The organism is Rhodococcus sp. WWJCD1 (assembly GCF_002258735.1).
Taxonomy (GTDB): Bacteria; Actinomycetota; Actinomycetes; order Mycobacteriales; family Mycobacteriaceae; genus Rhodococcoides.
The window spans coordinates 254,686-274,919 of the sequence record NZ_NOXY01000020.1; the positions used below are offsets into that span (position 1 = coordinate 254,686).

The 20,234-nt window shown below is 64.5% G+C and carries 22 protein-coding genes; 12 read left to right on the top strand and 10 right to left on the bottom strand.

From position 1 onward, the window contains the following. Positions 1–49 precede the first annotated feature (49 nt). On the bottom strand, positions 50–403 hold the full coding sequence (locus CH286_RS13490) for a VOC family protein (protein WP_032401783.1): 354 nt from the start codon (positions 401–403) through the stop codon (positions 50–52). A gap of 121 nt (positions 404–524) precedes the next feature. On the opposite strand from CH286_RS13490, the gene CH286_RS13495 reads away from it, so the two are divergent. Together CH286_RS13495 and CH286_RS13500 are read left to right on the top strand one after the other, a co-directional pair. Beyond that, positions 525–1,313, top strand: a complete 789-nt coding sequence (locus CH286_RS13495; RefSeq protein ID WP_094609450.1) for an RsiV family protein — start codon at positions 525–527, stop codon at positions 1,311–1,313. 34 nt (positions 1,314–1,347) lie between these two features. Beyond that, positions 1,348–2,250 (top strand): alpha/beta fold hydrolase, encoded by a 903-nt coding sequence (locus CH286_RS13500; RefSeq protein WP_094609451.1) that lies wholly within the window; start codon positions 1,348–1,350, stop codon positions 2,248–2,250. On the opposite strand, the gene CH286_RS13505 is transcribed toward CH286_RS13500, so the two are convergent. The 4 genes from CH286_RS13505 to CH286_RS13520 form a co-directional block, all read right to left on the bottom strand. Next, positions 2,247–2,570 (bottom strand): putative quinol monooxygenase, encoded by a 324-nt coding sequence (locus tag CH286_RS13505; RefSeq protein WP_027498443.1) that lies wholly within the window; start codon positions 2,568–2,570, stop codon positions 2,247–2,249. The genes CH286_RS13500 and CH286_RS13505 overlap by 4 nt on opposite strands. 61 nt (positions 2,571–2,631) lie before the next feature. Further along, complete coding sequence (locus CH286_RS13510) at positions 2,632–3,657, bottom strand: NAD(P)-dependent alcohol dehydrogenase (protein WP_094609614.1); 1,026 nt, start codon at positions 3,655–3,657, stop codon at positions 2,632–2,634. Positions 3,658–3,662: 5 nt separating this feature from the next. Continuing rightward, positions 3,663–4,442: an iron-sulfur cluster assembly protein gene (locus tag CH286_RS13515; protein WP_094609452.1), complete on the bottom strand. Its 780-nt coding sequence runs from the start codon at positions 4,440–4,442 to the stop codon at positions 3,663–3,665. A gap of 1 nt (position 4,443) precedes the next feature. Continuing rightward, on the bottom strand, positions 4,444–5,487 hold the full coding sequence (locus tag CH286_RS13520; RefSeq protein ID WP_032401787.1) for an amidohydrolase family protein: 1,044 nt from the start codon (positions 5,485–5,487) through the stop codon (positions 4,444–4,446). 152 nt (positions 5,488–5,639) lie between these two features. Here CH286_RS13520 and CH286_RS13525 point away from each other — a divergent pair, with 152 nt between their 5' ends. Further along, complete coding sequence (locus tag CH286_RS13525) at positions 5,640–7,100, top strand: helix-turn-helix domain-containing protein (RefSeq protein WP_032402072.1); 1,461 nt, start codon at positions 5,640–5,642, stop codon at positions 7,098–7,100. An 18-nt stretch (positions 7,101–7,118) separates the two neighbouring features. After that, positions 7,119–8,072 carry a non-homologous end-joining DNA ligase gene (ligD, locus tag CH286_RS13530; RefSeq protein WP_094609453.1) on the top strand — a complete coding sequence of 318 codons (954 nt, stop codon included), beginning with the start codon at positions 7,119–7,121 and terminating at the stop codon, positions 8,070–8,072. Between the two features lie 68 nt (positions 8,073–8,140). On the opposite strand, the gene argG is transcribed toward ligD, so the two are convergent. Together argG and CH286_RS13540 are read right to left on the bottom strand one after the other, a co-directional pair. Further along, positions 8,141–9,556: an argininosuccinate synthase gene (gene argG / locus CH286_RS13535; RefSeq protein WP_094609454.1), complete on the bottom strand. Its 1,416-nt coding sequence runs from the start codon at positions 9,554–9,556 to the stop codon at positions 8,141–8,143. Positions 9,557–9,591: 35 nt separating this feature from the next. Then, entirely contained in the window at positions 9,592–10,293 is a 702-nt protein-coding gene (locus CH286_RS13540) for a FadR/GntR family transcriptional regulator (protein ID WP_032401790.1), read from the bottom strand. A 99-nt stretch (positions 10,294–10,392) separates the two neighbouring features. Between CH286_RS13540 and aspA the strand changes: the two genes are divergently transcribed. The 4 genes from aspA to CH286_RS13560 all read left to right on the top strand — a co-directional run bounded on the left by aspA (position 10,393) and on the right by CH286_RS13560 (position 14,548). Next, positions 10,393–11,832 carry an aspartate ammonia-lyase gene (gene aspA / locus CH286_RS13545; protein ID WP_094609455.1) on the top strand — a complete coding sequence of 480 codons (1,440 nt, stop codon included), beginning with the start codon at positions 10,393–10,395 and terminating at the stop codon, positions 11,830–11,832. Positions 11,833–11,836: 4 nt separating this feature from the next. Further along, a complete protein-coding gene (locus CH286_RS13550; RefSeq protein WP_032401791.1) occupies positions 11,837–13,270 on the top strand; it encodes an amino acid permease in 1,434 nt (477 codons plus the stop codon). Next, the gene (locus CH286_RS13555) at positions 13,263–14,147 is read left to right on the top strand and encodes an asparaginase (protein WP_032401792.1); all 885 of its coding nucleotides are present in this window, start codon (positions 13,263–13,265) and stop codon (positions 14,145–14,147) included. Before CH286_RS13550 ends, CH286_RS13555 begins: the two co-directional genes overlap by 8 nt. A 77-nt stretch (positions 14,148–14,224) precedes the next feature. Then, on the top strand, positions 14,225–14,548 hold the full coding sequence (locus CH286_RS13560) for a hypothetical protein (RefSeq protein ID WP_052058201.1): 324 nt from the start codon (positions 14,225–14,227) through the stop codon (positions 14,546–14,548). Here CH286_RS13560 and CH286_RS13565 read toward each other — a convergent pair. Continuing rightward, positions 14,513–15,319: an MOSC domain-containing protein gene (locus tag CH286_RS13565; protein ID WP_094609456.1), complete on the bottom strand. Its 807-nt coding sequence runs from the start codon at positions 15,317–15,319 to the stop codon at positions 14,513–14,515. The two genes, CH286_RS13560 and CH286_RS13565, sit on opposite strands and share 36 nt — an antisense overlap. A 21-nt stretch (positions 15,320–15,340) precedes the next feature. On the opposite strand from CH286_RS13565, the gene CH286_RS13570 reads away from it, so the two are divergent. Continuing rightward, the gene (locus tag CH286_RS13570; RefSeq protein ID WP_032380294.1) at positions 15,341–15,913 is read left to right on the top strand and encodes an isochorismatase family protein; all 573 of its coding nucleotides are present in this window, start codon (positions 15,341–15,343) and stop codon (positions 15,911–15,913) included. Here the strand turns inward: CH286_RS13570 and CH286_RS13575 are convergent. Next, positions 15,910–16,512, bottom strand: a complete 603-nt coding sequence (locus tag CH286_RS13575; RefSeq protein ID WP_037148802.1) for a hypothetical protein — start codon at positions 16,510–16,512, stop codon at positions 15,910–15,912. The genes CH286_RS13570 and CH286_RS13575 overlap by 4 nt on opposite strands. A 61-nt stretch (positions 16,513–16,573) precedes the next feature. Between CH286_RS13575 and CH286_RS13580 the strand changes: the two genes are divergently transcribed. Then, positions 16,574–17,977: a glucose-6-phosphate dehydrogenase gene (locus tag CH286_RS13580; protein WP_094609615.1), complete on the top strand. Its 1,404-nt coding sequence runs from the start codon at positions 16,574–16,576 to the stop codon at positions 17,975–17,977. Positions 17,978–18,150: 173 nt separating this feature from the next. Further along, positions 18,151–18,303: a hypothetical protein gene (locus CH286_RS27845; protein WP_155289203.1), complete on the top strand. Its 153-nt coding sequence runs from the start codon at positions 18,151–18,153 to the stop codon at positions 18,301–18,303. Between the two features lie 60 nt (positions 18,304–18,363). Here the strand turns inward: CH286_RS27845 and CH286_RS13585 are convergent, their stop codons facing one another. Beyond that, positions 18,364–18,570, bottom strand: a complete 207-nt coding sequence (locus CH286_RS13585) for a PspC domain-containing protein (RefSeq protein WP_032380296.1) — start codon at positions 18,568–18,570, stop codon at positions 18,364–18,366. Between the two features lie 277 nt (positions 18,571–18,847). On the opposite strand from CH286_RS13585, the gene ppk2 reads away from it, so the two are divergent. Next, the gene (ppk2, locus tag CH286_RS13590) at positions 18,848–19,792 is read left to right on the top strand and encodes a polyphosphate kinase 2 (RefSeq protein ID WP_052058199.1); all 945 of its coding nucleotides are present in this window, start codon (positions 18,848–18,850) and stop codon (positions 19,790–19,792) included. Positions 19,793–20,234: the final 442 nt, after the last annotated feature.

A 20,234-nucleotide genomic window follows, 5' to 3' on the forward strand; every position in this document is an offset into this window, starting at 1 on the left:
AGAAGCCCGACTCCCTTTCGAGGGGGTCGGGCTTTTTCGTGCGTACTCGTCAGTCCCGGTGATACGCGATATTGATGACGTTGCCGTCGGGAGCGCGCACGAAGAAGCGGCGCACACCCCACGGCTCGGTTGTCAGTGGATGCACGATCTCGTAGCCGAGCTTCTGCGCTTCGGCGTACGCGCCGTCGACATCGTCGGTGTGCACCGACATCACCGAATCCTCCGGTGCGCTTTCGTCACGGGTGACCAGCTGAACGCTGACCGGACGATCGGGCGACGTCAGCCGCGCGACCCACCCCATGTCGAACTCCTCGGACGCCAGACCGAGGAACTCGGCGTAGAACGATTTTGCCGCGTCGACGTTCGGAACCCGCAGATTGGTGATGATGCTCGTCGTTCTCATCGAACTCCCTCCGAAACGTGGCCGGTCGACACGAACCGGACGGTTCGACGCTAGCTGCGGAGTCGGTGCTCCGCAGTTGTTTCCCATTGAGTGCGACACCGCGCAGTGGTTAGGGTCGGTCATGACTCGTATTCGCTCGATGGTCGCCGCAGTGGCTGTGACCGCGGCCGTGGCGGGCTGCTCCACCTCGGGAACCGCCACGCCGGCGTCGGCACCGACGACTACGGAAGTCACGGTCACCACCGAGCGAGCCGAGCCGACGTCCACGACGCCGACCACTACCTCGAGTGCCGCCGAGCCGTACGTCGTCGGCAGCACTCGAGTCACCGGATCAACCGTGCGTGCGACCTACGACGTCGCGATTCCGCAGCTCAGTGGCGGGAATCCCGCCGTGACGGCGGAGTTCAACGAGTCGATGCGCGCCGCGCTCCAGGATCAGATCGATGGTGACTACGGGAACGACTTCGTCCTCAGCGACGGCTACTCGACGGGTACGACCTACGTCGGGCGGCGCGTGATCAGTGCCGAACAGATCACCGGTTGGATCGCCGTGCCGCCAGGAGCGCACGGTAATTCACTGATTGCGACCGTGACGATCGACGCCGACACCGCACAGCCGATCTCCCTCGGTGATGCTTTCACCGATCTCGACGCAGGCCTGGCCCGGCTGTCGGACCGAGCAGCGGCAATTCTTCCGACCACCCGCGCAGGCGAGAGTTTCGAGCGCTCGGGTATCGAGCCGACGGTGGCCAACTTCGCGAACTGGACCGCATCGCCGGAGGGAATGAAGATTCACTTCGGGGACTACCAGGTGGGTTCCTACAGCATCGGCCTCGTCACGATCACCGTGCCGTGGACCGACCTGTCCGATGTCCTCGCTCCCGGTATGCAGGCTGTTTTGAGTAGCTGAATCTCGGCGCACCCCGCAATGCGAGCATGGACCCATGATGATTCGTGCAGGGGTGCTGGATGTGGCCTACGACCGCGTCGGTGACCCGTCCGGTCGTTCGGTGGTGCTGATGCACGGGTTTCCGTACGACCCGCGCGGTTACGACGACGTCGGCAGGCTGCTCGCCGAATCCGGTTACGACGTGGTGGTGCCGTACCTACGCGGCTTCGGACCCACCCGGTTCGTCGACGCGGACACGATGCGCTCCGGTGAGCAGGCCGCGATCGGCCACGACCTGCGCGAGTTGATCCTCGCGCTGGAGCTGGACCAACCCATCGTCGCCGGCTACGACTGGGGCGGGCGAGCGGCGTGCGTCGTCGCCGCGCTGTGGCCCGAGTTGGTGTCGGGCCTGGTGAGCGTGTCCGGATATCTGGTGCAGAACATCGCCGCGGCCGTATCCACGCCCGTGCTGCCGCACCTCGAGAAGCGGTACTGGTATCAGTACTACCTGCACTCCGAGCGGGGCCGCGCCGGGCTCGCGGCCTACCGCACCGAGATCGCGCAGACACTGTGGACGGATTGGTCGCCGACCTGGAGGTTCGGCGATTCCGAATTCGCGGCCACCGCACCGTCGTTCGACAACCCCGACTTCGTGGACGTGTCCGTGCATTCCTACCGTCACCGATACGGCATCGAGGCCGGGGATGCGGCCTATGCAGAAACGCAGGAGTTGCTGACGCGGCAACCGAGGATCACGGTGCCCACGGTCGTGATCGATCCGACCGAGGACACCGTTGCCTCGCTGTACGGCAGCCCGGACCACGCGGCGCACTTCACCGATCTGATCGATGTTCGTCAGGTCGATTGCGGCCACAACCCGCCTCAGGAGTTGCCCGGGCAGTTCGCCGACGCCATCGTGACGCTGGGCCAGGTGGTCCGGGATCGCGAAAGGGACTAGTCGACCGCGAGCTCGCCCAGTTCGTTCCAGTCGGTGCCGTCCACCTCTTGGCTGATGATCTTCGGCGTCTCCTGCAGGTACGGCGGGAGGTCCTTCTGCGCCTGCTTGAAGTGATCCGAGTTCACGTGCGTCGCACCGGCATCGGGATCCTTGAAGGCCTCCACCAGGACGTACTCGGTGGGGTCGTCGAGGGTGCGCGACCAGAAGTACCAGAGGCATCCTTCTTCGGCTTGGCACGCTTCGGTGAAATCGCGTGAGATCTCGGGCCAGTTGTCGGCGTGCTCGGGCTTGACCTTGAACTTGGCGGTGATGAAGATCAACGTTGCTCCCTGTGTTCGATGTGACGGTAGTTGTGGTGACGGCTTTTGGTACTACCCGGTTTCACGGTACGAGAATCGCGCGGCCGCGAACCCGTCCGTTGTCGAGGTCGTCGATGGCGCTCTGGAAGTCGTCCAACGAGTAGGTCTGCGTGTGCAGATTCACGGCACCGCGTGCGGCGAGGGACATCAGATCGCACAGGTCGTTGTAGGACCCGACGAGATTGCCGACGATGTTCTTCTCCGCCGAGACCAGGTCGATGGTCGGCACGTCGACGTTCTCGCCGTAGCCGATCACGTGATAGTCACCGGCCCGTCTGGTCATCGCCAATCCCTCTGCGGTGGAGCCATTTTCGCCGACGAAGTCGAGTACCACCTCGGCACCGAATCCGCCGGTGAGTTCCATGACCTGATCGACCTGGGTACCGTCGGCGACCACCGCGTGATCTGCGCCCAGGGTGAGCGCCAGCTTCACGGCATCGGCATTGCGGTCGATGACGATCAACTCGGCCGGGGACAGCGCCTCGAGTACCTGAATGCCGATGTGGCCCAAACCGCCTGCTCCGATGACGACGCACTTGTCTCTCGGCGTCAGACGCCTGGCCGCCTTCGCCGCCGCGTGGTACGCCGTCAGACCGGCATCGGCCAGCGCGGCGACGGCAGACGGTTCGAGTGAATCGTCGATCTTCACGACTGTCCTGGCGTTGGTCCGCAGATAATCCGCGTACCCGCCGTTGGTGTCGATGCCGGGGAAATCACTCGTCTCGCAATGGACGTCGTCTCCGGACCGGCAGGCGCGGCACAACCCGCATGTCACCAGCGGATGCAGGATCACCTTGTCGCCCTCGCGCACGTTGGTGACCGCCGAGCCGACGGCATGGACCCACCCGGCGTTCTCGTGCCCGATCGTGTACGGCAGTGTGACGCCGGACTTTTCGGCCCATTGGCCTTCGAGGATGTGCAGATCGGTGCGGCACACGCCGGCCCCGCCGATCTTGACGATGACGTCGAGTGGGCCCTGTACTTCCGGAATCGGAACCTCGGTCATCTCCAGATTCCTGTGGTACCCGACCACCTGGACTGCGCGCATCGTGCTCATCGTGACTGCTCCTGTGTAGTGCTGTGCTGGACGGTGAGGGTGGTGAGGGGGATGAACGCGCCTTCCATCCGAGGTATTTGCTGCTCCTCCGACCCCGGGTAGCGGGTCTGCAGCAGTCCGCGACAGAAGTGCGCGTTGCCGTCGATCGAGACGCGGGTGGCGCGGGCGCGCCGCATCACCATCGTCAGATCTCCGGTGTGTGGACGGCCCGCGTGATCGACCAGAGCTGGAGCGGCCGGATCGACCCTGAGGCCGAGTGCCTCGCGTCGGCGAAGCAGCGCGGTCGAGGTGCGATCATCCGGAAGATCTCCGAGAACCACTGCGGCCAAGTCGTTTTCGGTCGAGTCTGGATTGGCGCGCAACCATGCCATGAGCGAGCGTTCCATCGCCGCCACATAGGCCTTGCGGCGGAACGTCGCTCGTAATTCCTCGAGGTCCTCCTCGGCCTCGTGCCCGAACGTGCCTCGGTAACCTGCGTCGGCGGCGAGGCCGGCGTTGATCTTGTCCGAGTCGTGGTGATCGTCCAGTTCGACGAGAACGCGCTCGGTCCACGGCAACGCCGTCAGCACGTCCTTGGAGTCTCCCGCCATCAGATACGCGAAGTTCGGCGAACAGAACGACGTCGGCAGTCGAAGATGAACGTGCACCGTGCCGTCGTCGACCTCGAGGGATCGCACGAAGCCGAGATCGGTGATGGGCTCGTCCAATTCAGGATCCAGGACGACACCGAGGGCGGCGTAGGCCTCGTCCTTCCTGGTAGTCGTAGCGGTCGTCATGTCACACCGCCGCGAGGTCGGCGCGTTCGGGCTGACGAGGACCGGTCTCGGTCTCGTCGGCGTCGGGCAGCTGCAGCTCGGCGGGCACCGGGATGTCGTAGAGCTTGGCGGCGTTGAGTCCGAGCACCTTCTTCTTCTGCTCGAGCGTGATGGGTGCGTATTCGTCGAGGGACTCGTGGATCTGGAAGTCGACGAATCCTTCGACCAGCCACTTGGGTGTCCACAGCGCGTAGTCGGAAGAGAAGAAGATGCGGTCCTCGCCGAGCCAGTACAGCAGTTCACCCATGATCTGACCGAAGTACTTCGGGCGCGTGTGCATGAACGGAATGGCCACGGCGAGGCCGGCGTACACGTTGGGCTCCTGGGTGGCGATCCAGCAGAAATCCTCGAGCCGGGGCAGTCCGCAGTGTTCGACGACGAAGTTCAGATCGGTGAAGTCGGTGGCCACGTGATCGACATCGGCGACGTCGAATGCATCGCGATCGAGCGGGCGGATGGTCGGCCCCTTGTGCACGTGGATGTTCTTGATGCCGACCTCGCGGCACACTTCGAGGTAGCGCCGCGTCCAGTCGTCGTCGAGCTTGTAGCCGCGGGAGTCGCCGTGCCACTCGGCTGTGTAGAGCTTGACGCCCTTCAGTCCGAAGCGTTCCGCGTCGGCACGCAGTTGGTCGAGGCCACGCTCACCGTTGCGGGGGTCGAAGTGATGGTTGTAGGTCAGTTTGTCCGGGTGTGCGGCGGCAAGTGCCGACGCTTCCTCCGTCTGCCCGAACCCGGTCTTGTAGAACTCCCCGAGGTGCGCCGGCTGGAAGATCGCGTGGTCGACGTATCCGATGTCGAACAGGTCGTGCATCAGCCGCTCGCCACCCTGGTAGAGGTACTCGTCGTACGTCCACAGCTCGCTCTCGGGCGAGAGGTTGCGGTGATAGTCGTAGAAACAGTCGATGAACTGCTTGCCATGGATGTTGCGTTGGTTCTCCTGCCGCGCGTCCCACAAGGCGATGTGGGCGTCGACGATGAAGAAGTTTTCGCCGTTTTTCGTGTACATGCGTGAGCCTCCCGAAGTGCGGTTCGTGACGTGGGTCACGTTTGTCTGTGCACGACGGTAAGGCGGTGAGGCCGCCTCCAGGACCTCTCGTTGTCTCAATTCGAGACGATCGACAGATCGGTATTGCGACTTGCGAATGTAACGTGGGTCACATGGCTGAATCGGAGGGTCTCGCGCGAGCCCGACTCCACTCGGAGCCCCTCGCTGCCGTCTCACACCGTCTTCTCGCGTCCTGGCACCGCAGTCAGCGGTACGGCGTCTCGCTGGACGAGGTTGCTCCCGTCTTCTCGGGAACCTACGACGGTGAATCCCTGTTCTACCGGTGCGGCCGGGAAGTGCTCGACGGCCTGCGTGACACGTTGGCGAACGAGCCGGTATCGATGATGCTGACCGATGCCGATGGCCTCGTGCTGGATCGGGTGAGTGCCGACCGTGAGTTGCTCGCCGCCCTCGATCGCGTCCATCTGGCACCCGGGTTCTCGTATGCCGAGGATCAGACGGGGACCAACGGACTCGCGCTGGCGCTCGCGGATCGGGTGCCCGCGGTGGTCAGAGCCGACGAACACTATTCACTGTCGCTGGCCGGGTACACGTGTGCGGCCGCTCCGGTGCTCGATCCACTGACCGGCCGGGTCGAGGGGTGCGTCAACCTCACGACGTGGTCGCAGTCGTCGTCGGATCTGCTTCTGGCCCTTGCTCAATCGGCGGCCGGGAACACCTCGGCCATGATGCTCGCACGGTCGCAGGGCCAGCAGCCTCGGCCGGCTCCGCGCGGTGAGGTGTTCCGGGTCGAGACCGCGCACAGCGGAGCGGGATCCGGCATCGTCGACGACCTCTCGCCGGCGTGGCGCAGCGCGTTCGGCGCCGCGAGATCGGCTCTGGCCGATCATGGTTCGGTATTGATGGTCGGCGAGGCAGGATCGGGTCGAGCCACCGTCCTGGCCCGAGCGCTACGGGCATCGCGGCCCCGTGGCCGGATCCTCAGTGCCGGTGCACCCGCTGCCCGTGACGCCGAAGCTTGGCTCGACCTGTGGACTCCCGAATTGCCGAAACCCGATACTGCCGTGGTCATCCGTGACGTCGACAGGCTGCCCGCCCGCGCGGCGGATACGTTGGCCGAGCTACTGCGCCGCGCGGGAGCAGGCGTACCGGTGACCGTGACGGCATCGAACTACGACGACGTGCCGCATGCACTGGCCGGATTGCTGCGCACGGTCGTCGAATTGCCTGCACTTCGGCATCGGCCCGACGATATCGCGCCGCTCGCACTGCACCTGGCGGGCCGGGTGCGCGGCCGGGCAGTCACGCTGACCGGCGCGGCCCAGCGGGCATTACGTGAATATGCCTGGCCGGGCAACGTGGCGGAAGTGGCGACGGTGATGCACCACGCCGCGATTCGAGCCGATGTCATCGGCGTCGAACACCTTCCGCCGGAGGTGCTCTCACACACCACCCATCGGCTCACCCGCATAGAGACGTTCGAGCGCGACGAGATGATCCGCGTGCTCACGCGCCCCGGCATCACGATGAGCGAGGCGGCGGAGGAGCTGGGCATGAGCCGCGCGACCATCTACCGCAAAAGAGACCGTTACGGCATCACGCTGCGTTCTTGATCGCATACCCTCGATCTCATGGCCAGTAGCTCACCGTCGATCGAGTTACCGGTCGGTGACCGCATCGTTCGCATCTCCAATCCCGATCGGGTGTATTTCCCCAAGAGCGGTGCCACGAAGTTGGACCTGGTGAACTACTACCTGAGCGTCGGCGACGGCATCGTGCGCGCGCTACGGGAACGCCCGTGCATGATGCACCGCTTTCCCAAGGGCCTGGCCGGCGACAAGGTGCACCAGAAGCGCGTGCCCAACGGCGCGCCGCCGTGGCTCGAGACGGTACAGGTGACGTTTCCCCGCTACAACCGCACCGCGGACGAGCTGTGTGTGACGGAACTGGCGCACGTGGCCTGGGCCGTGCAGATGTCGACCGTCGAATTTCATCCGTGGAACAGTCGCCGCGCCGACGTGGAAATGCCCGACGAGTGGCGCATCGACCTCGATCCGATGCCCGACTGTTCCTTCGACCGAGTCCGACGCGTGGCCGGGGTCGTTCAGGAGGTACTGAGCGATCTCGGTGCCGTCGGCTGGCCCAAGACCTCGGGAGGTCACGGCCTGCACATCTACGTTCGGATCGACCCGGCCTACGGATTCAAGGACTTGCGAAGGGCTGCACTGGCTTTCGCGCGTGAGGTGGAGCGTCGCGCACCGGAGGACGTGACCACCACGTGGTGGCGCAAGGATCGGGACCCGGCGAAACTGTTCGTGGACTACAACCAGAATGCCCGTGATCACACCATCGCCAGCGCGTATTCGGTTCGCGGAAATCAGCAGGCGACGGTGTCGACGCCGATCTTGTGGGACGAAGTAGCGAGCGTGGATCCGCGCGAATTCACGATCTACACAGTGCCCGCCAGATTCGCCGATCTGGGTGACCTGCACGCCGGCATCGACGATGCGGTGTTCGCCATCGACGAGCTTCTCGAGTGGGCTGAGCGCGACGAGCATCAGGGTTTGACGGAGCCCGAGGAGTAGCCGAACTCGAAGTTATGGACGGAAATCAGCGGAAATCCGTCCATAACTTCGAGTTCGGCTCAAAACGATCAGTCGGTGCCGGACTCGATGGCGGCGTGGTCGAGTGCAGAGGAGTCCACGGAGCTCCCGGGGCTGCTCGCGGCGATGGCGTCGGCTCCGCCTGCGGGCAGTTCGCCGATCAGGTCGCCCCAGGCCGTGAGCTGATTCTGCGCGGCGTACTGCTCGAGTTTGCTGCGGGAATCGGCGATATCGAGGTTGCGCATCGTCAGCTGGCCGATGCGGTCGCCGGGGAAGAACGCCTGGCCCTGGCTGCGTTCCATCGACAGCTTCTCGGGGTGGTAGCTGAAGTTGGTGCCCTGGGTGTCGACGATGGTGAAGTCCTGGCCGCGGCGCAGACGCACCGTCACACTGCCGCTGACGACGTTGCCGACCCAGCGCTGCAGACCCTCGCGCAGCATCAGCGCCTGCGGGTCGAACCAGCGTCCCTCGTACAGCAAGCGCCCGAGTCGACGGCCCTCGTTGTGGTACGAGGCGACGGTGTCCTCGTTGTGGATGGCGTTGACGAGGCGCTCGTAGGTGATGTGCAGCAACGCCATTCCGGGGGCCTCGTAGATGCCGCGGCTCTTGGCTTCGATGATGCGGTTCTCGATCTGGTCGCTCATGCCGAGGCCGTGGCGTCCGCCGATGGCGTTGGCTTCCATGACGAGGTCGACGGGGCTGTCGAAGCTCTTGCCGTTGATCCGCACCGGGCGGCCGCGCTCGAACTCGACGGTGACCTCTTCGGGAGCGATCTCCACCTCGGGGTCCCAGAACCTGACGCCCATGATGGGGCTGACGATCTCGAGGGACGTGTCGAGGTACTCGAGCTTCTTCGCTTCGTGGGTGGCACCCCAGATGTTGGCGTCGGTGGAGTACGCCCTCTCGGCGGAATCTCGGTAGGGGAGGGTGCGCTGGGTGAGCCACTGCGACATCTCGTGGCGGCCGCCGAGCTCGGCGACGAACGCCTCGTCGAGCCAGGGCTTGTAGATGCGCAGCTGCGGATTGGCGAGCAGACCGTAGCGGTAGAACCGCTCGATGTCGTTGCCCTTGTACGTCGAACCGTCGCCCCAGATCGAGACGCCGTCTTCGGCCATCGCGCGAACCAGCATCGTGCCGGTCACCGCACGGCCGAGCGGGGTGGTGTTGAAGTACGTCTGCAGCGACGAGCGAATGTGGAATGCGCCGCAGGTCAGCGCAGCCAGGCCCTCCTCGACGAGCGGCTCACGGCAGTCGATGAGCCGCGCCTGCTCGGCCCCGTAGGCCAGGCCGCGCTCGGGCACATCGGACAGATCCGGCTCGTCGTACTGGCCGATGTCTGCGGTGTAGGCGTACGGAATCGCGCCGTGCTCGCGCATCCATGCCACGGCCACCGAGGTGTCGAGACCGCCGGAGAATGCAATGCCGATTCGTTCGCCGACCGGGAGGGAGTTCAATACCTTCGTCACGGCAAGCAGCCTAGTCGGACGGGCTACTCGGGCTGTTATGGGTGATCGGCGAGCGACTCCACTGCACCCCGAACCGCATCGAGATGCGCGGTCATGGCGCGTGCTGCCGCGTCGTACTCGCCTGATCGGATGCCGTCGACGATCGCATCGTGCTCCACATTGGACTGCTGCTGGCGGTGGGCGACGAGATTGAGCGTCTCCGATTGCCGCGTCAACGCATCCCGGATGTCGACGATGATCGCCTCGAACACTCGGTTCTTGCTCGCCCGCGCGATCGCGGTATGGAACTGCGCGTCCAGCAGCACCCAGGCCTCGTGGTCGTCCTCGGAGCGCATCTCGTCGGCCAGGCCGGCGAGCACCGTCAGCTCCTCCTCGGTGCGACGCTCCGCGGCCCAGCCGGCGGCGGGAATCTCGACGTGCGGGCGGGCCTCCATCAATTCACGGGCGGCGTAGTTGCCTATGTCGAGGTCGCTGCCGACCCGATCCCGGACGACAAAAGTGCCGAGGCCCGTCTTGGTTTCGGTCAGACCGAGGGCATGGCACGAGCGCAGAGCCTCGCGGATGACGGAACGGCTGACGCTGTGCCTGGCGGCAAGGGCCGCCTCGGACGGCAACTTCTGGCCGACGGGGAGATCTCCCGACGAGATAGCTGCGCGTAGATCTGCGAACACCGCCTCGGCTGCGCTCATGCGCGCAGTGGTGGGCTGCCTGACCGCCCAGCTGTCCGACAGGTTCATAACGTGATCCTAGCGTGGGGTTGACCGATGAGGTGTTCTGCGCCACACTATACCTGTCAGACAGCCGGACAGCTGGACACCCCCATCTAGGAGCGCACTGTGGCCGATACCCGTATCGAGAAGGATCTTCTCGGGGAACGTGACATCCCGACGAGCGTGTATTGGGGAATCCACACTCTGCGAGCCCTGGAGAACTTCCCCATCACCGGGCGCCCGATCTCCACCAACGCGCACCTCGTTCGCGGACTCGCGGCGGTGAAGTGGGCGGCCGCCTCGGCCAATCAAGATCTCGGAATTCTCGACGCCACCCGCGGGGAAGCGATCCGCACGGCGTGCCAGGAGATCCTCGACGGTCAGTGGCACGAGGAGTTCGTCGTCGACGTCATTCAGGGCGGCGCGGGCACCTCGACCAACATGAACGCCAACGAGGTCATCGCCAATCGCGCCCTGGAGATCCTCGGGCATTCGCACGGCGATTACAGCATGCTGCACCCCAACGAGCACGTGAACGCCTCGCAGTCCACCAACGACGTGTACCCGACGTCGGTCAACATCGCGACCATCTTCGCCGTGCACGAGCTCATCGCCTCGATGAAGGTGTTGCGAGACTCGTTCTCCCGCAAAGCAAGCGAGTTCGCCACCGTTGTCAAGATGGGCCGCACCCAGCTGCAGGATGCGGTGCCGATGACCCTCGGCCAGGAGTTTGGCACCTACGCGATCATGATCGACGAGGACTGCTCACGGCTGGAAGAAGCCGCACTGCTGGTCCACGAGATCAACCTCGGGGCCACCGCAATCGGCACCGGCCTCAATGCACCCGCCGGCTACACCGAATCGGCCGTAGCGCATCTGCGCACCATCACCGGCCTGCCGCTCGTCACCGCGACGGACCTCATCGAGGCCACCCAGGACGTCGGGCAGTTCGTGCACCTGTCCGGTGTGCTCAAGCGAGTCGCAGTGAAGCTGTCGAAGATCTGCAACGATCTGCGGCTGCTGTCCTCCGGACCGCGCGCCGGCTTCAACGAGATCAATCTGCCTCCGATGCAGGCGGGTTCGTCGATCATGCCCGGCAAGGTGAACCCCGTCATCCCCGAGGTACTCAATCAGGTTGCCTACGAGGTGATCGGCCACGACGTCACCATCACGATGGCCGCCGAGGCAGGACAGCTGCAGCTCAACGCATTCGAGCCGATCATCGTCAAATCCCTGTCCGACGGAATGGCGCATCTGAGTGCCGCGTGCCGCACCGTCGCGCATCGATGTGTCGACGGCATCACCGCCAACGTCGACCTGCTGCGTGAGCGCGTGGAGAACTCCATCGGTCTGGTCACCGCGCTCAGCCCCTACCTCGGATACGTGGAATCGACTGCCATTGCGCAGGAAGCACTGGTCAGTGGCCGCAACGTCGTGGATCTCGTACTCGAAAAGGGCCTGCTGGCGCGCGAGGAGCTGGATCGACTGCTGAGCCCCGAGCATCTCGCGAACCTGCGGGTGGCTCCCACCGAGCATGCCGTTGCTCCCGAGACGTCGACGAGGTGACACGATGAGCACCGAGAACCCGACACAGAAGCAGGCCTTCAGCGAAGAGGACCTGGGGTATCGAAAAGAGCTGGCCCCGCGCCAAATTCAGATGATCGCCATCGGCGGCGCTATCGGCACGGGCCTCTTCATGGGTGCCGGCGGCAGACTGCACGACGCTGGGCCGGCCCTGGTGCTCGTGTACGCGCTGTGCGGCTTCTTCGCGTTCTTGATCCTGCGCGCACTGGGCGAGCTGGTGATGCACCGGCCGTCGTCGGGATCGTTCGTCTCGTACTCCCGCGAGTTCTTCGGGGAGAAGGTCGCGTTCGCCGCCGGCTGGCTCTACTGGATGAACTGGGCGATGACGGCCGTCGTGGACGTCACGGCCGTCGCGCTGTACATGAACTTCTTCAAGAAGTACTGGGCCCCACTGGGCAACGTCGACCAATGGGTGTTCGCGCTCGCAGGCTTGGTGCTCGTGCTCGGCTTGAACCTGGTGTCGGTCAAGGTGTTCGGCGAGCTGGAGTTCTGGTTCGCGCTCATCAAAGTCGTTGCGCTGGTGACTTTCTTGGCGATCGGTACCTATTACGTCATCTTCGGCACGCCCATCGACGGGCAGGAACCGGGTCTGAGCGTCCTCACCGACAACGGCGGTCTCATCCCCAACGGACTGTTGCCGGCGATCGTCGTGATCCAGGGCGTCGTGTTCGCCTACGCCTCGATCGAGCTGGTCGGCACAGCCGCCGGGGAGACGCAGAACCCGGAGAAGGTCATCCCCAAGGCCATCAACACGGTCATCGTTCGCATCGTCGTGTTCTACGTCGGCTCGGTTCTGCTGCTGTCACTGCTGTTGCCGTACACCGCCTATCAGGCCGGTGAGAGTCCGTTCGTGACGTTCTTCGGAGCCATCGACGTCGACGGTGCCGACGCGATCATGAATCTGGTGGTCCTCACTGCGGCGCTGTCCTCACTCAACGCCGGGCTGTACTCCACCGGGCGTATCCTGCATTCGATGGCCGTCGCCGGCTCGGCGCCGAAATTCGCTGCACGGATGAACAAGTCGGGTGTACCGTACGGCGGCATCGCGCTGACGTCGGTGGTGACATTGCTCGGCGTCGTCCTCAACGCCGTTGTGCCGGCGCAGGCATTCGAGATCGTGCTCAACCTCGCTGCACTCGGCATCATCAGCGCCTGGGCCGTCATCGTGGCGTGTCAGCTGAAGTTCTGGTCGCTGTCCAAGACCGGCGCGGTCACCCGACCTGCATTCCGACTGTTCGGTGCTCCGTACACCGGATACGCAACGCTAGGCTTTCTGGCGTGTGTACTCGTGCTGATGGCCTTCGACAAACCGGTGGGAACCTGGACGGTGGCGTCGATCCTGCTCATCGCGCCGATGCTGATCGGCGGTTGGTACCTGTGCCGCAACAGAATTCGAGAGGTGGCGGCGCGCAGTGAGTGAGCATGTCGCCTTGTTGACCACCGGCGGGACGATTGCCAGCAGTCGAGACGAGCACGGGGTCTCTCGTCCGGTTGCCGGCGCGGGGATCGAACTCGACGGTGTGCGAGTGCGCGAGGTGATGTCGAAGGACAGCTCCGCCCTGGACTTCACGGATCTCGACACCATTCGCACGGCAACGGCCGACGCTCTGGCCGAGGACGGCTGCGTCGGAGTGGTGGTGCTGCACGGCACCGACACGATGGAGGAGTCGGCGTTGTACGTCGATCTGTTCCACGACGACGAGCGTCCGGTGGTGTTCACCGGTGCGCAGCGCACCTCGGATCATCCCGATCCGGACGGTCCGAACAATATCGCTGCAGCGGTGGCGGCAGCGCAGTCCGAGCAGGGTGTCCTGATCGCCTTCGGCGGACGGGTGCTGCCTGCCCGCGGTGCCATCAAGACGCACACCACCGAGCTCGATGCGTTTCGGTCTGCGGCGCTTCCTCGGCCGAAACCCCTGCAGTGGAAGCCCGTTGCCGGGATTCGGGTCGACATCGTCGCCCTGTACCCCGGTGCCGACGGTATGCAGATCGACGCCGCCCGTGAAGCCGGGGCGTCGGGGATCGTGCTCGAGGCGCTGGGCTCGGGCAACACCAATGCCGGAGTCGTGCACGCAGTGAAGGAGGCGGTGGCGGCCGGGGTGCACGTGGTCGTCACGACGCGGGTGCCGTTCGGTGAGACCTCACCGACGTACGGCGGCGGCGGAGGTGGACACGATCTGCTCGATGCAGGTGCAGTGTTCTCGCGGGAACTGCGCGCGGGGCAGGCACGTATTCAGTTGGCGGCGCTGATTGTCACCGGAGCAAGTGACGTGATTGTCCACAATTCCTTCGCGTAAGCGGAAACCCGCCTGCGAAACCGAATAGTGGACACTCAGCGCACCACACCTGAGCCATACCGTTACTCTGGGTAACTATGGTCGCCCTGATCGAGATCGAATTCGCTCCGCATTGGGTGAACGCGGCGCTGGTGCGCACGCTGGCACGGCCGTTCGTCACGATCGACGGCGTCGAGCATCGGCAGTCGTGGACCGAGCCGTCGACCTATGCGCTCGAGCCGGGTAGGCACGAACTCACCGCCTTCATCCGGTACCGCGGCACGAACGCTGCGCTGGGCACCGGCCGGAGAACGGTGAGTGTGCAAGCAGGGCAACAGGTTTCGCTGCGCGCGCGCAACGGCTGGGCCAATCACATGCCGTTCGAGCTAGAGCTCCGACGCGCCCCAGGTCTCGACGTGTAGTTCGTCACCGATCGACACGGTGCCGTTCTGCAGCACCGAGAACTTCGCTCCGAAGGCCACGCCCTTCTGCCGCGCGCGGCGATAGGTGGCCAGGGTGCGCAGGGGTTCGGGGCCGCCCCGCTCACCGGTGGTCTGCTCGACCGTCGTCACCGCACACCGGATGGCCAGTTTGGTGTACGCGAGGCGAGCGGACCCGATCCCGACCTCGCGAACCTCGTCTTCCCGATGCGGTTCTTCCCAGCCGTCGACGACGATGTTGGGGCGAAATCGATCCATCGGCAGTGCGATGTCGAGTCGGGAGTTGAGACCGGCCAGCGTGGCGGTCGAGAGGATGTGCACGGCGGCGCTGTCGGCGAATTGTGCTGACCCGGGTGAGATTCCATCGGTGACTCGGCCGTGGCCGCGTGGGGCGGCGACCAGCCTCGACGGTTCTCCGATCACCTCGGTGAGCCAGGCGGCGACCTCGTCGCCCTGATCGATTCCTCGCATGGGTGCGCGGAACATCGTGATGTCGCGCGGCGCGGAGTCCCGATCGACAGACACGGTCATCGAACCTGCCGATGCGTGTTCGAGAGTCAATGCCCCGTCCGTCATCGAGCACCGAACGACCGCGAGAACGGGATCGCTGCGCTGACTGCGAAAAGCGCCGTCGTCGTCGACGACCATGAACGCCCGATCGTGTTCGAGCCCGGTGGCACTCACCGAGGCCGAATTCAGTGCGACACCTGCGCATCCCTTGACGGGGTAGGTGACCAGAGACGAAATGCGCACGCGTCGAGGATACTGGGCTCCATGACACGTGCTCTGTTGGTAGTGGATGTGCAGAACGATTTCACCGAGGGCGGCGCGCTCGCGGTGACCGGCGGCGCGGAGGTCGCTCGCAAGGTCAGCGCGTACCTGGCGCGTCACGGCGACGAGTACGACCTCGTGGTGTCCTCGCGCGATTGGCACGATGCGGAGGGCGACAACGGCGGACACTTCGCTACCGATGCCGCCCCGGATTTCGTCACCACCTGGCCGGTGCACTGTGTGGCGGGCACGGTCGGAGCCGAGTATCACCCGGACTACGCGACCGGTTCGGTCGACGTGCACGTCTACAAGGGGCAGGGGAAGCCGTCGTACTCCGCGTTCGAGGGCGTCACCGAGGACGGGACACCTCTGGCCGAGGTACTCGCCGCCAACGAGGTCACGGCCATCGACGTCGTCGGACTTGCGACCGACTACTGCGTTCTGGCGTCGGCGAAAGACGCTGTGACCGAGAAGCTCGACGTCCGCGTTCTCACCGACCTCGTTGCGGGCGTTGCGCCCGAGACCTCGGCCGCGGCCCTCGACGATCTGCGGGCGTCCGGCGCGGCGGTGGTCTAACCGTCGATCGTCGTGGTGATGAGGGTGACCGACGGTGCGGCGGGCGTGCTGCCGAAGCCGAAGGTCACCGGGGGAGTGACCGGGGTGAGTGTCCCGAGGTCCTCGCCCTGCCACGATGCCGAGACGTCGGTGACGCGGTGTTGCCCTCGCGCACCGTAGTACTCGCGTCGGCCGCCTCCGGCGCTGCCGCGGGTGCGTACTCCCCGCAGTATCACTCGGGCGATGGGGTCGCTGATCGCGCAGAACCACGGCGCCGTGGACACCGCGTCGGGAACGAGGCTCAGCGCGCGCCCGAGCAGGGTGGGTCCGGCAACGCGGATTCTCACGGACAGATCACCCGCTGTCACCGACCGCCAGTTGTCGGGCTGAGCGGCGAATGTCACCGGCACGATCTCGGTGGCGTCGAAGGTGTATGTGGCGGTGACGAACTCCCGAACGTCCTCGTTGGGCGCGACGAGCAGGCGTCTACCGTCGGCGAATTGGATCATGACGTCGGTGAACTCGCCGAGTGGCGATCGAGTCCAATGCCCGACGACGATTCGCACACCCGACGCTGTGCCTACCCCGTAGATCTCACCGTGAAACCGTGATCTTGTCATCGTGCACCCTTCCCTCGTCAGCACTGTGCGCTCCCGAACTGTGCGGTGCATAGTGGAGGTCATGGCGTCCTCTCAACCCACTGTATTCGTCCTGTTCGGCGCAACCGGAGACCTCGCGAAGCGAATGGTCCTGCCGTCGTTCTACCAACTTCACATCGAAGGCCTGCTGCCCGAGAAGTGGGTCCTGATCGGCAACGGGCGTAAGGACTCGTCCGACGACGAGTTCCGCGATCATGTCCGCAGCGTTCTCGACGAGTTCGTCGAGAACGTGGCCGAGGACGATTGGTCGGCATTCTCCGAGCGAATCCGCTTCGCGGGCAACGGCTTCACCGTCGACGATCCCGGCAAGCTGCCCGAGGTCGTGGCCGAGGTGAAGAAGGACATCGGCGACGACGCCCAGTTGGTGCACTACATCGCGTTGCCGCCGAGCACCTTCGTCGATTACACGAAGGCCCTCGGTGCACACGATCTCGCCGACGGTGCCCGGGTGGTCTACGAAAAGCCCTTCGGCACGTCGCAGAGCAACTTCGAGGAACTCGACAAGGCCGTCCACGAGGTGGTCGACGAAAAGCAGGTCTATCGAATCGACCACTTCCTCGGTAAGGAAGCGACACAGAACCTGCACGTGGCACGGTTCGCCAACGGAATGATCAGTGGCATCTGGAACGCCGAGCACGTGGCGCAGGTACAGATCGACGTCCCCGAGACGCTCGACATCGACGACCGTGCCGAGTTCTACGACGCCACCGGTGCCGTGCTGGACATGCTCGTCACGCACCTGTTCCAGGTCGCGGCCGAGGTGGCGATGGAACCGCCGGCATCGCTGAAGGCCGATGATCTGCAATCGGCTCGCGAGACGGTGATCGGCCAGTTCCGGCCGCTGGACACAGCCGAAGTGGTCCTCGGTCAATACGACGGTTACCGCGACGTCGAGGGCGTCGACGAGGACTCGAAAGTCGACACGTTCGTCGCAGCCAAGTTGTGGGTCGACACCGACCGCTGGCGTGGGGTTCCGTTTCTGCTCCGCACCGGAAAGATGCTGGGTGTCAGCGAACAGCGCGTCTCGTTGGTGTTCCGCAAGCCGGCCGACAGTCCGCTGAGTGAGCTGCCGGAGGACGGCGCGGTGCTCTCGTTCGACCTCTCCGGCGACGGCAGCATCGACATCGCCATGACGGTCAAGGAGCCGGGTCCGGATTTCGACCTGTCCGTCGGACACCTTGCGCTGCCGCTCGAGTCGGTGCCCGATGCCGAGCCGCTCAGCCCGTACGCGCGCCTGATTCTCGACGTGCTGGCCGGCGACCGATCGCTGTTCACTCGGCCCGACGGTTTGGCGCACGTATGGGACGTGGCTGCGCCGTTGCTGAACGACCCGCCCGCAGTGCAGAGTTACGCACCCGGTTCGATGGGTCCTGCCGCGGCCGACGAACTCGCGGCACCGTGCGGGTGGTTGATCACAGGAAAGTGACGACGGCCGATGAGATTCGGCTCCGACGAGTAGGTTTCGTGTCGTCAAACAGTCCGTAGGTCCTTTTTGTCCGAAACCGTGGACCAGGTTGTGTGCGGAACGTTATGTTTCACCCCGCCTGGTCACACGTCCGGACCGGGCCTCAGTCCTGCCTTCGAAAGGTAACCATTCTCATGCTTCTCGATCTCATCACCGGTCTGCTCGGCGGCGGCACCGAAGGCGGCGGCCTCGGCGGAATCATCACCGACGGCATCGCCGCAGGCATCTCCGACGCGATCACCGGTCTGTTCACCGGTAGCGCCGAGGGAATCTCCAGCGCCAGCTAGCCGCGAAGCCCCGGCCCGGTTCGTTCGGGTCCGGGGCTTCCTCGTGTTCGGGCTGCGCTGTCATGCGCGACGCGGCACCAGCATCAGGGCGGCAAGGTAGATCAGCACGACGGTACCGCCGGTCAGGACCGCTCCGGCGACGGTGGCGAGTCGGACGACATTGACGTCCCAGCCGAAATATTCGGCGATGCCGCCGCACACACCTCCGATCATCTTCTGCGAACTGGACAGGGTGAATTCTCTGGGTGAACCGCTCTCGAATGTCATGATGAAAAGTCTGCGTCATCAACGGCTTTCGGCACATCGGGGGTTTCACCCATATCGACCCCGATAAACGGATGGTCCGAAAGCGCAGCGCGAACAAGATTCTCGACTTTTCCGGTCGAGCCCTGGACCGGAGGCTTCGGCGAGGATTACGGTCGGACGTGTCGGATGCTTCCGGTCCGTCCCCCTTGCGGACCGGAAGCGCTCTCGATGTGATGATGCGTCGGCTGTTCACCGAATCGCCATGGATTGGTCACCGAGGAGCACTAACTTTCGGCACATGACCGCCAACGATCTTCGCAACGGTGAGGCTTCGCGCACCAACCTGAGCGACTTGCTCGACGTCACCACGGCCGTGGATCTTGCCGATACGTCGGGTTTCACCGTCGACGACTCCGATGACGACGACCCCGTCCTGCTGACGGTTCCCGACGGGCACGTCGTCGATACCTGGCGGGAGAACTACCCGTACGACGAGCGCATGACCCGGGCGGAATACGACCTGGAGAAGCGCCTGCTGCAGATCGAACTGCTCAAACTGCAGATGTGGACCAAAGAGACCGGTCGACGTCACGTCATCATCTTCGAGGGCCGTGATGCTGCCGGTAAGGGTGGCACGATCAAGCGTTTCATGGAGCACCTGAACCCCCGCGGTGCCAGTGTCGTCGCCCTGGAGAAGCCGTCCGCCCGTGAGTCGACGGAATGGTACTTCCAGCGGTACATCGCGCATCTGCCTGCTGCAGGCGAGATCGTCATGTTCGACAGGTCCTGGTACAACCGGGCAGGTGTGGAGCGCGTCATGGGTTTCTGCACCGACGAGCAGCACGCTCAGTTCGTTCGGCAGGCTCCACTGTTCGAGCAGATGCTCGTGGACGAGGGCATCAGCTTGACCAAGTTCTGGTTCTCGGTGTCGCAGCACGAGCAGCGCACCCGCTTCGCCATTCGGCAGGTGGACCCGGTGCGGCAGTGGAAACTCTCGCCCATGGACCTTGCATCGCTGGACAAGTGGGACGCGTACACCGCTGCGAAGGAAGAGAACTTTCGCGCTACCGACACCGACGTCGCACCGTGGACGGTCGTCAAGAGCAACGACAAGAAGCGCGCCCGCATCAACGCGATGCGGTTTGTGCTCAACAAATTCGACTACGCCAACAAGGACCCCGAAATAGTCGGGGAAACAGACCCATTGCTCGTAGGTCGCGCGAAAGACGTGATCGGCGAATAGTTTTCGACCGGAACGCGGTGCGCTTTCCGGCAAAACGTTGCGGTACCGACTCTTCGGGGTCTCGAGTTGGTACCGGGTACTGCACCGGAGGTGAGTGTGCGGTAGGAACGAGGTAGGTCGTATCACCTACGGCTGTACGTACACACGAGCATCAGGAGATCCCATGGGTTCAGCAGCGCAGTTCATTTCCGACATTGCCACCGGCGTCTACGACGGCATCGTCGATGCGATCGTCGACCAGATCGTCGGCGTGCTGACGTCGGGTAGCGCCGCTTAAACAGTGCGTGACGTGCCGCGGTCGCCGTCGGGGGGCGGCCGCGGCATCGGCGGCACCGTGACCGTTTTGTGATGGCTCACTAAGATTTTCGACTTTTAGTTCCAAATGCGTATACAGAACGTTATCTGTTCGGGTAGAAATCTTCTTGCAGAGGTAATCGAGTGA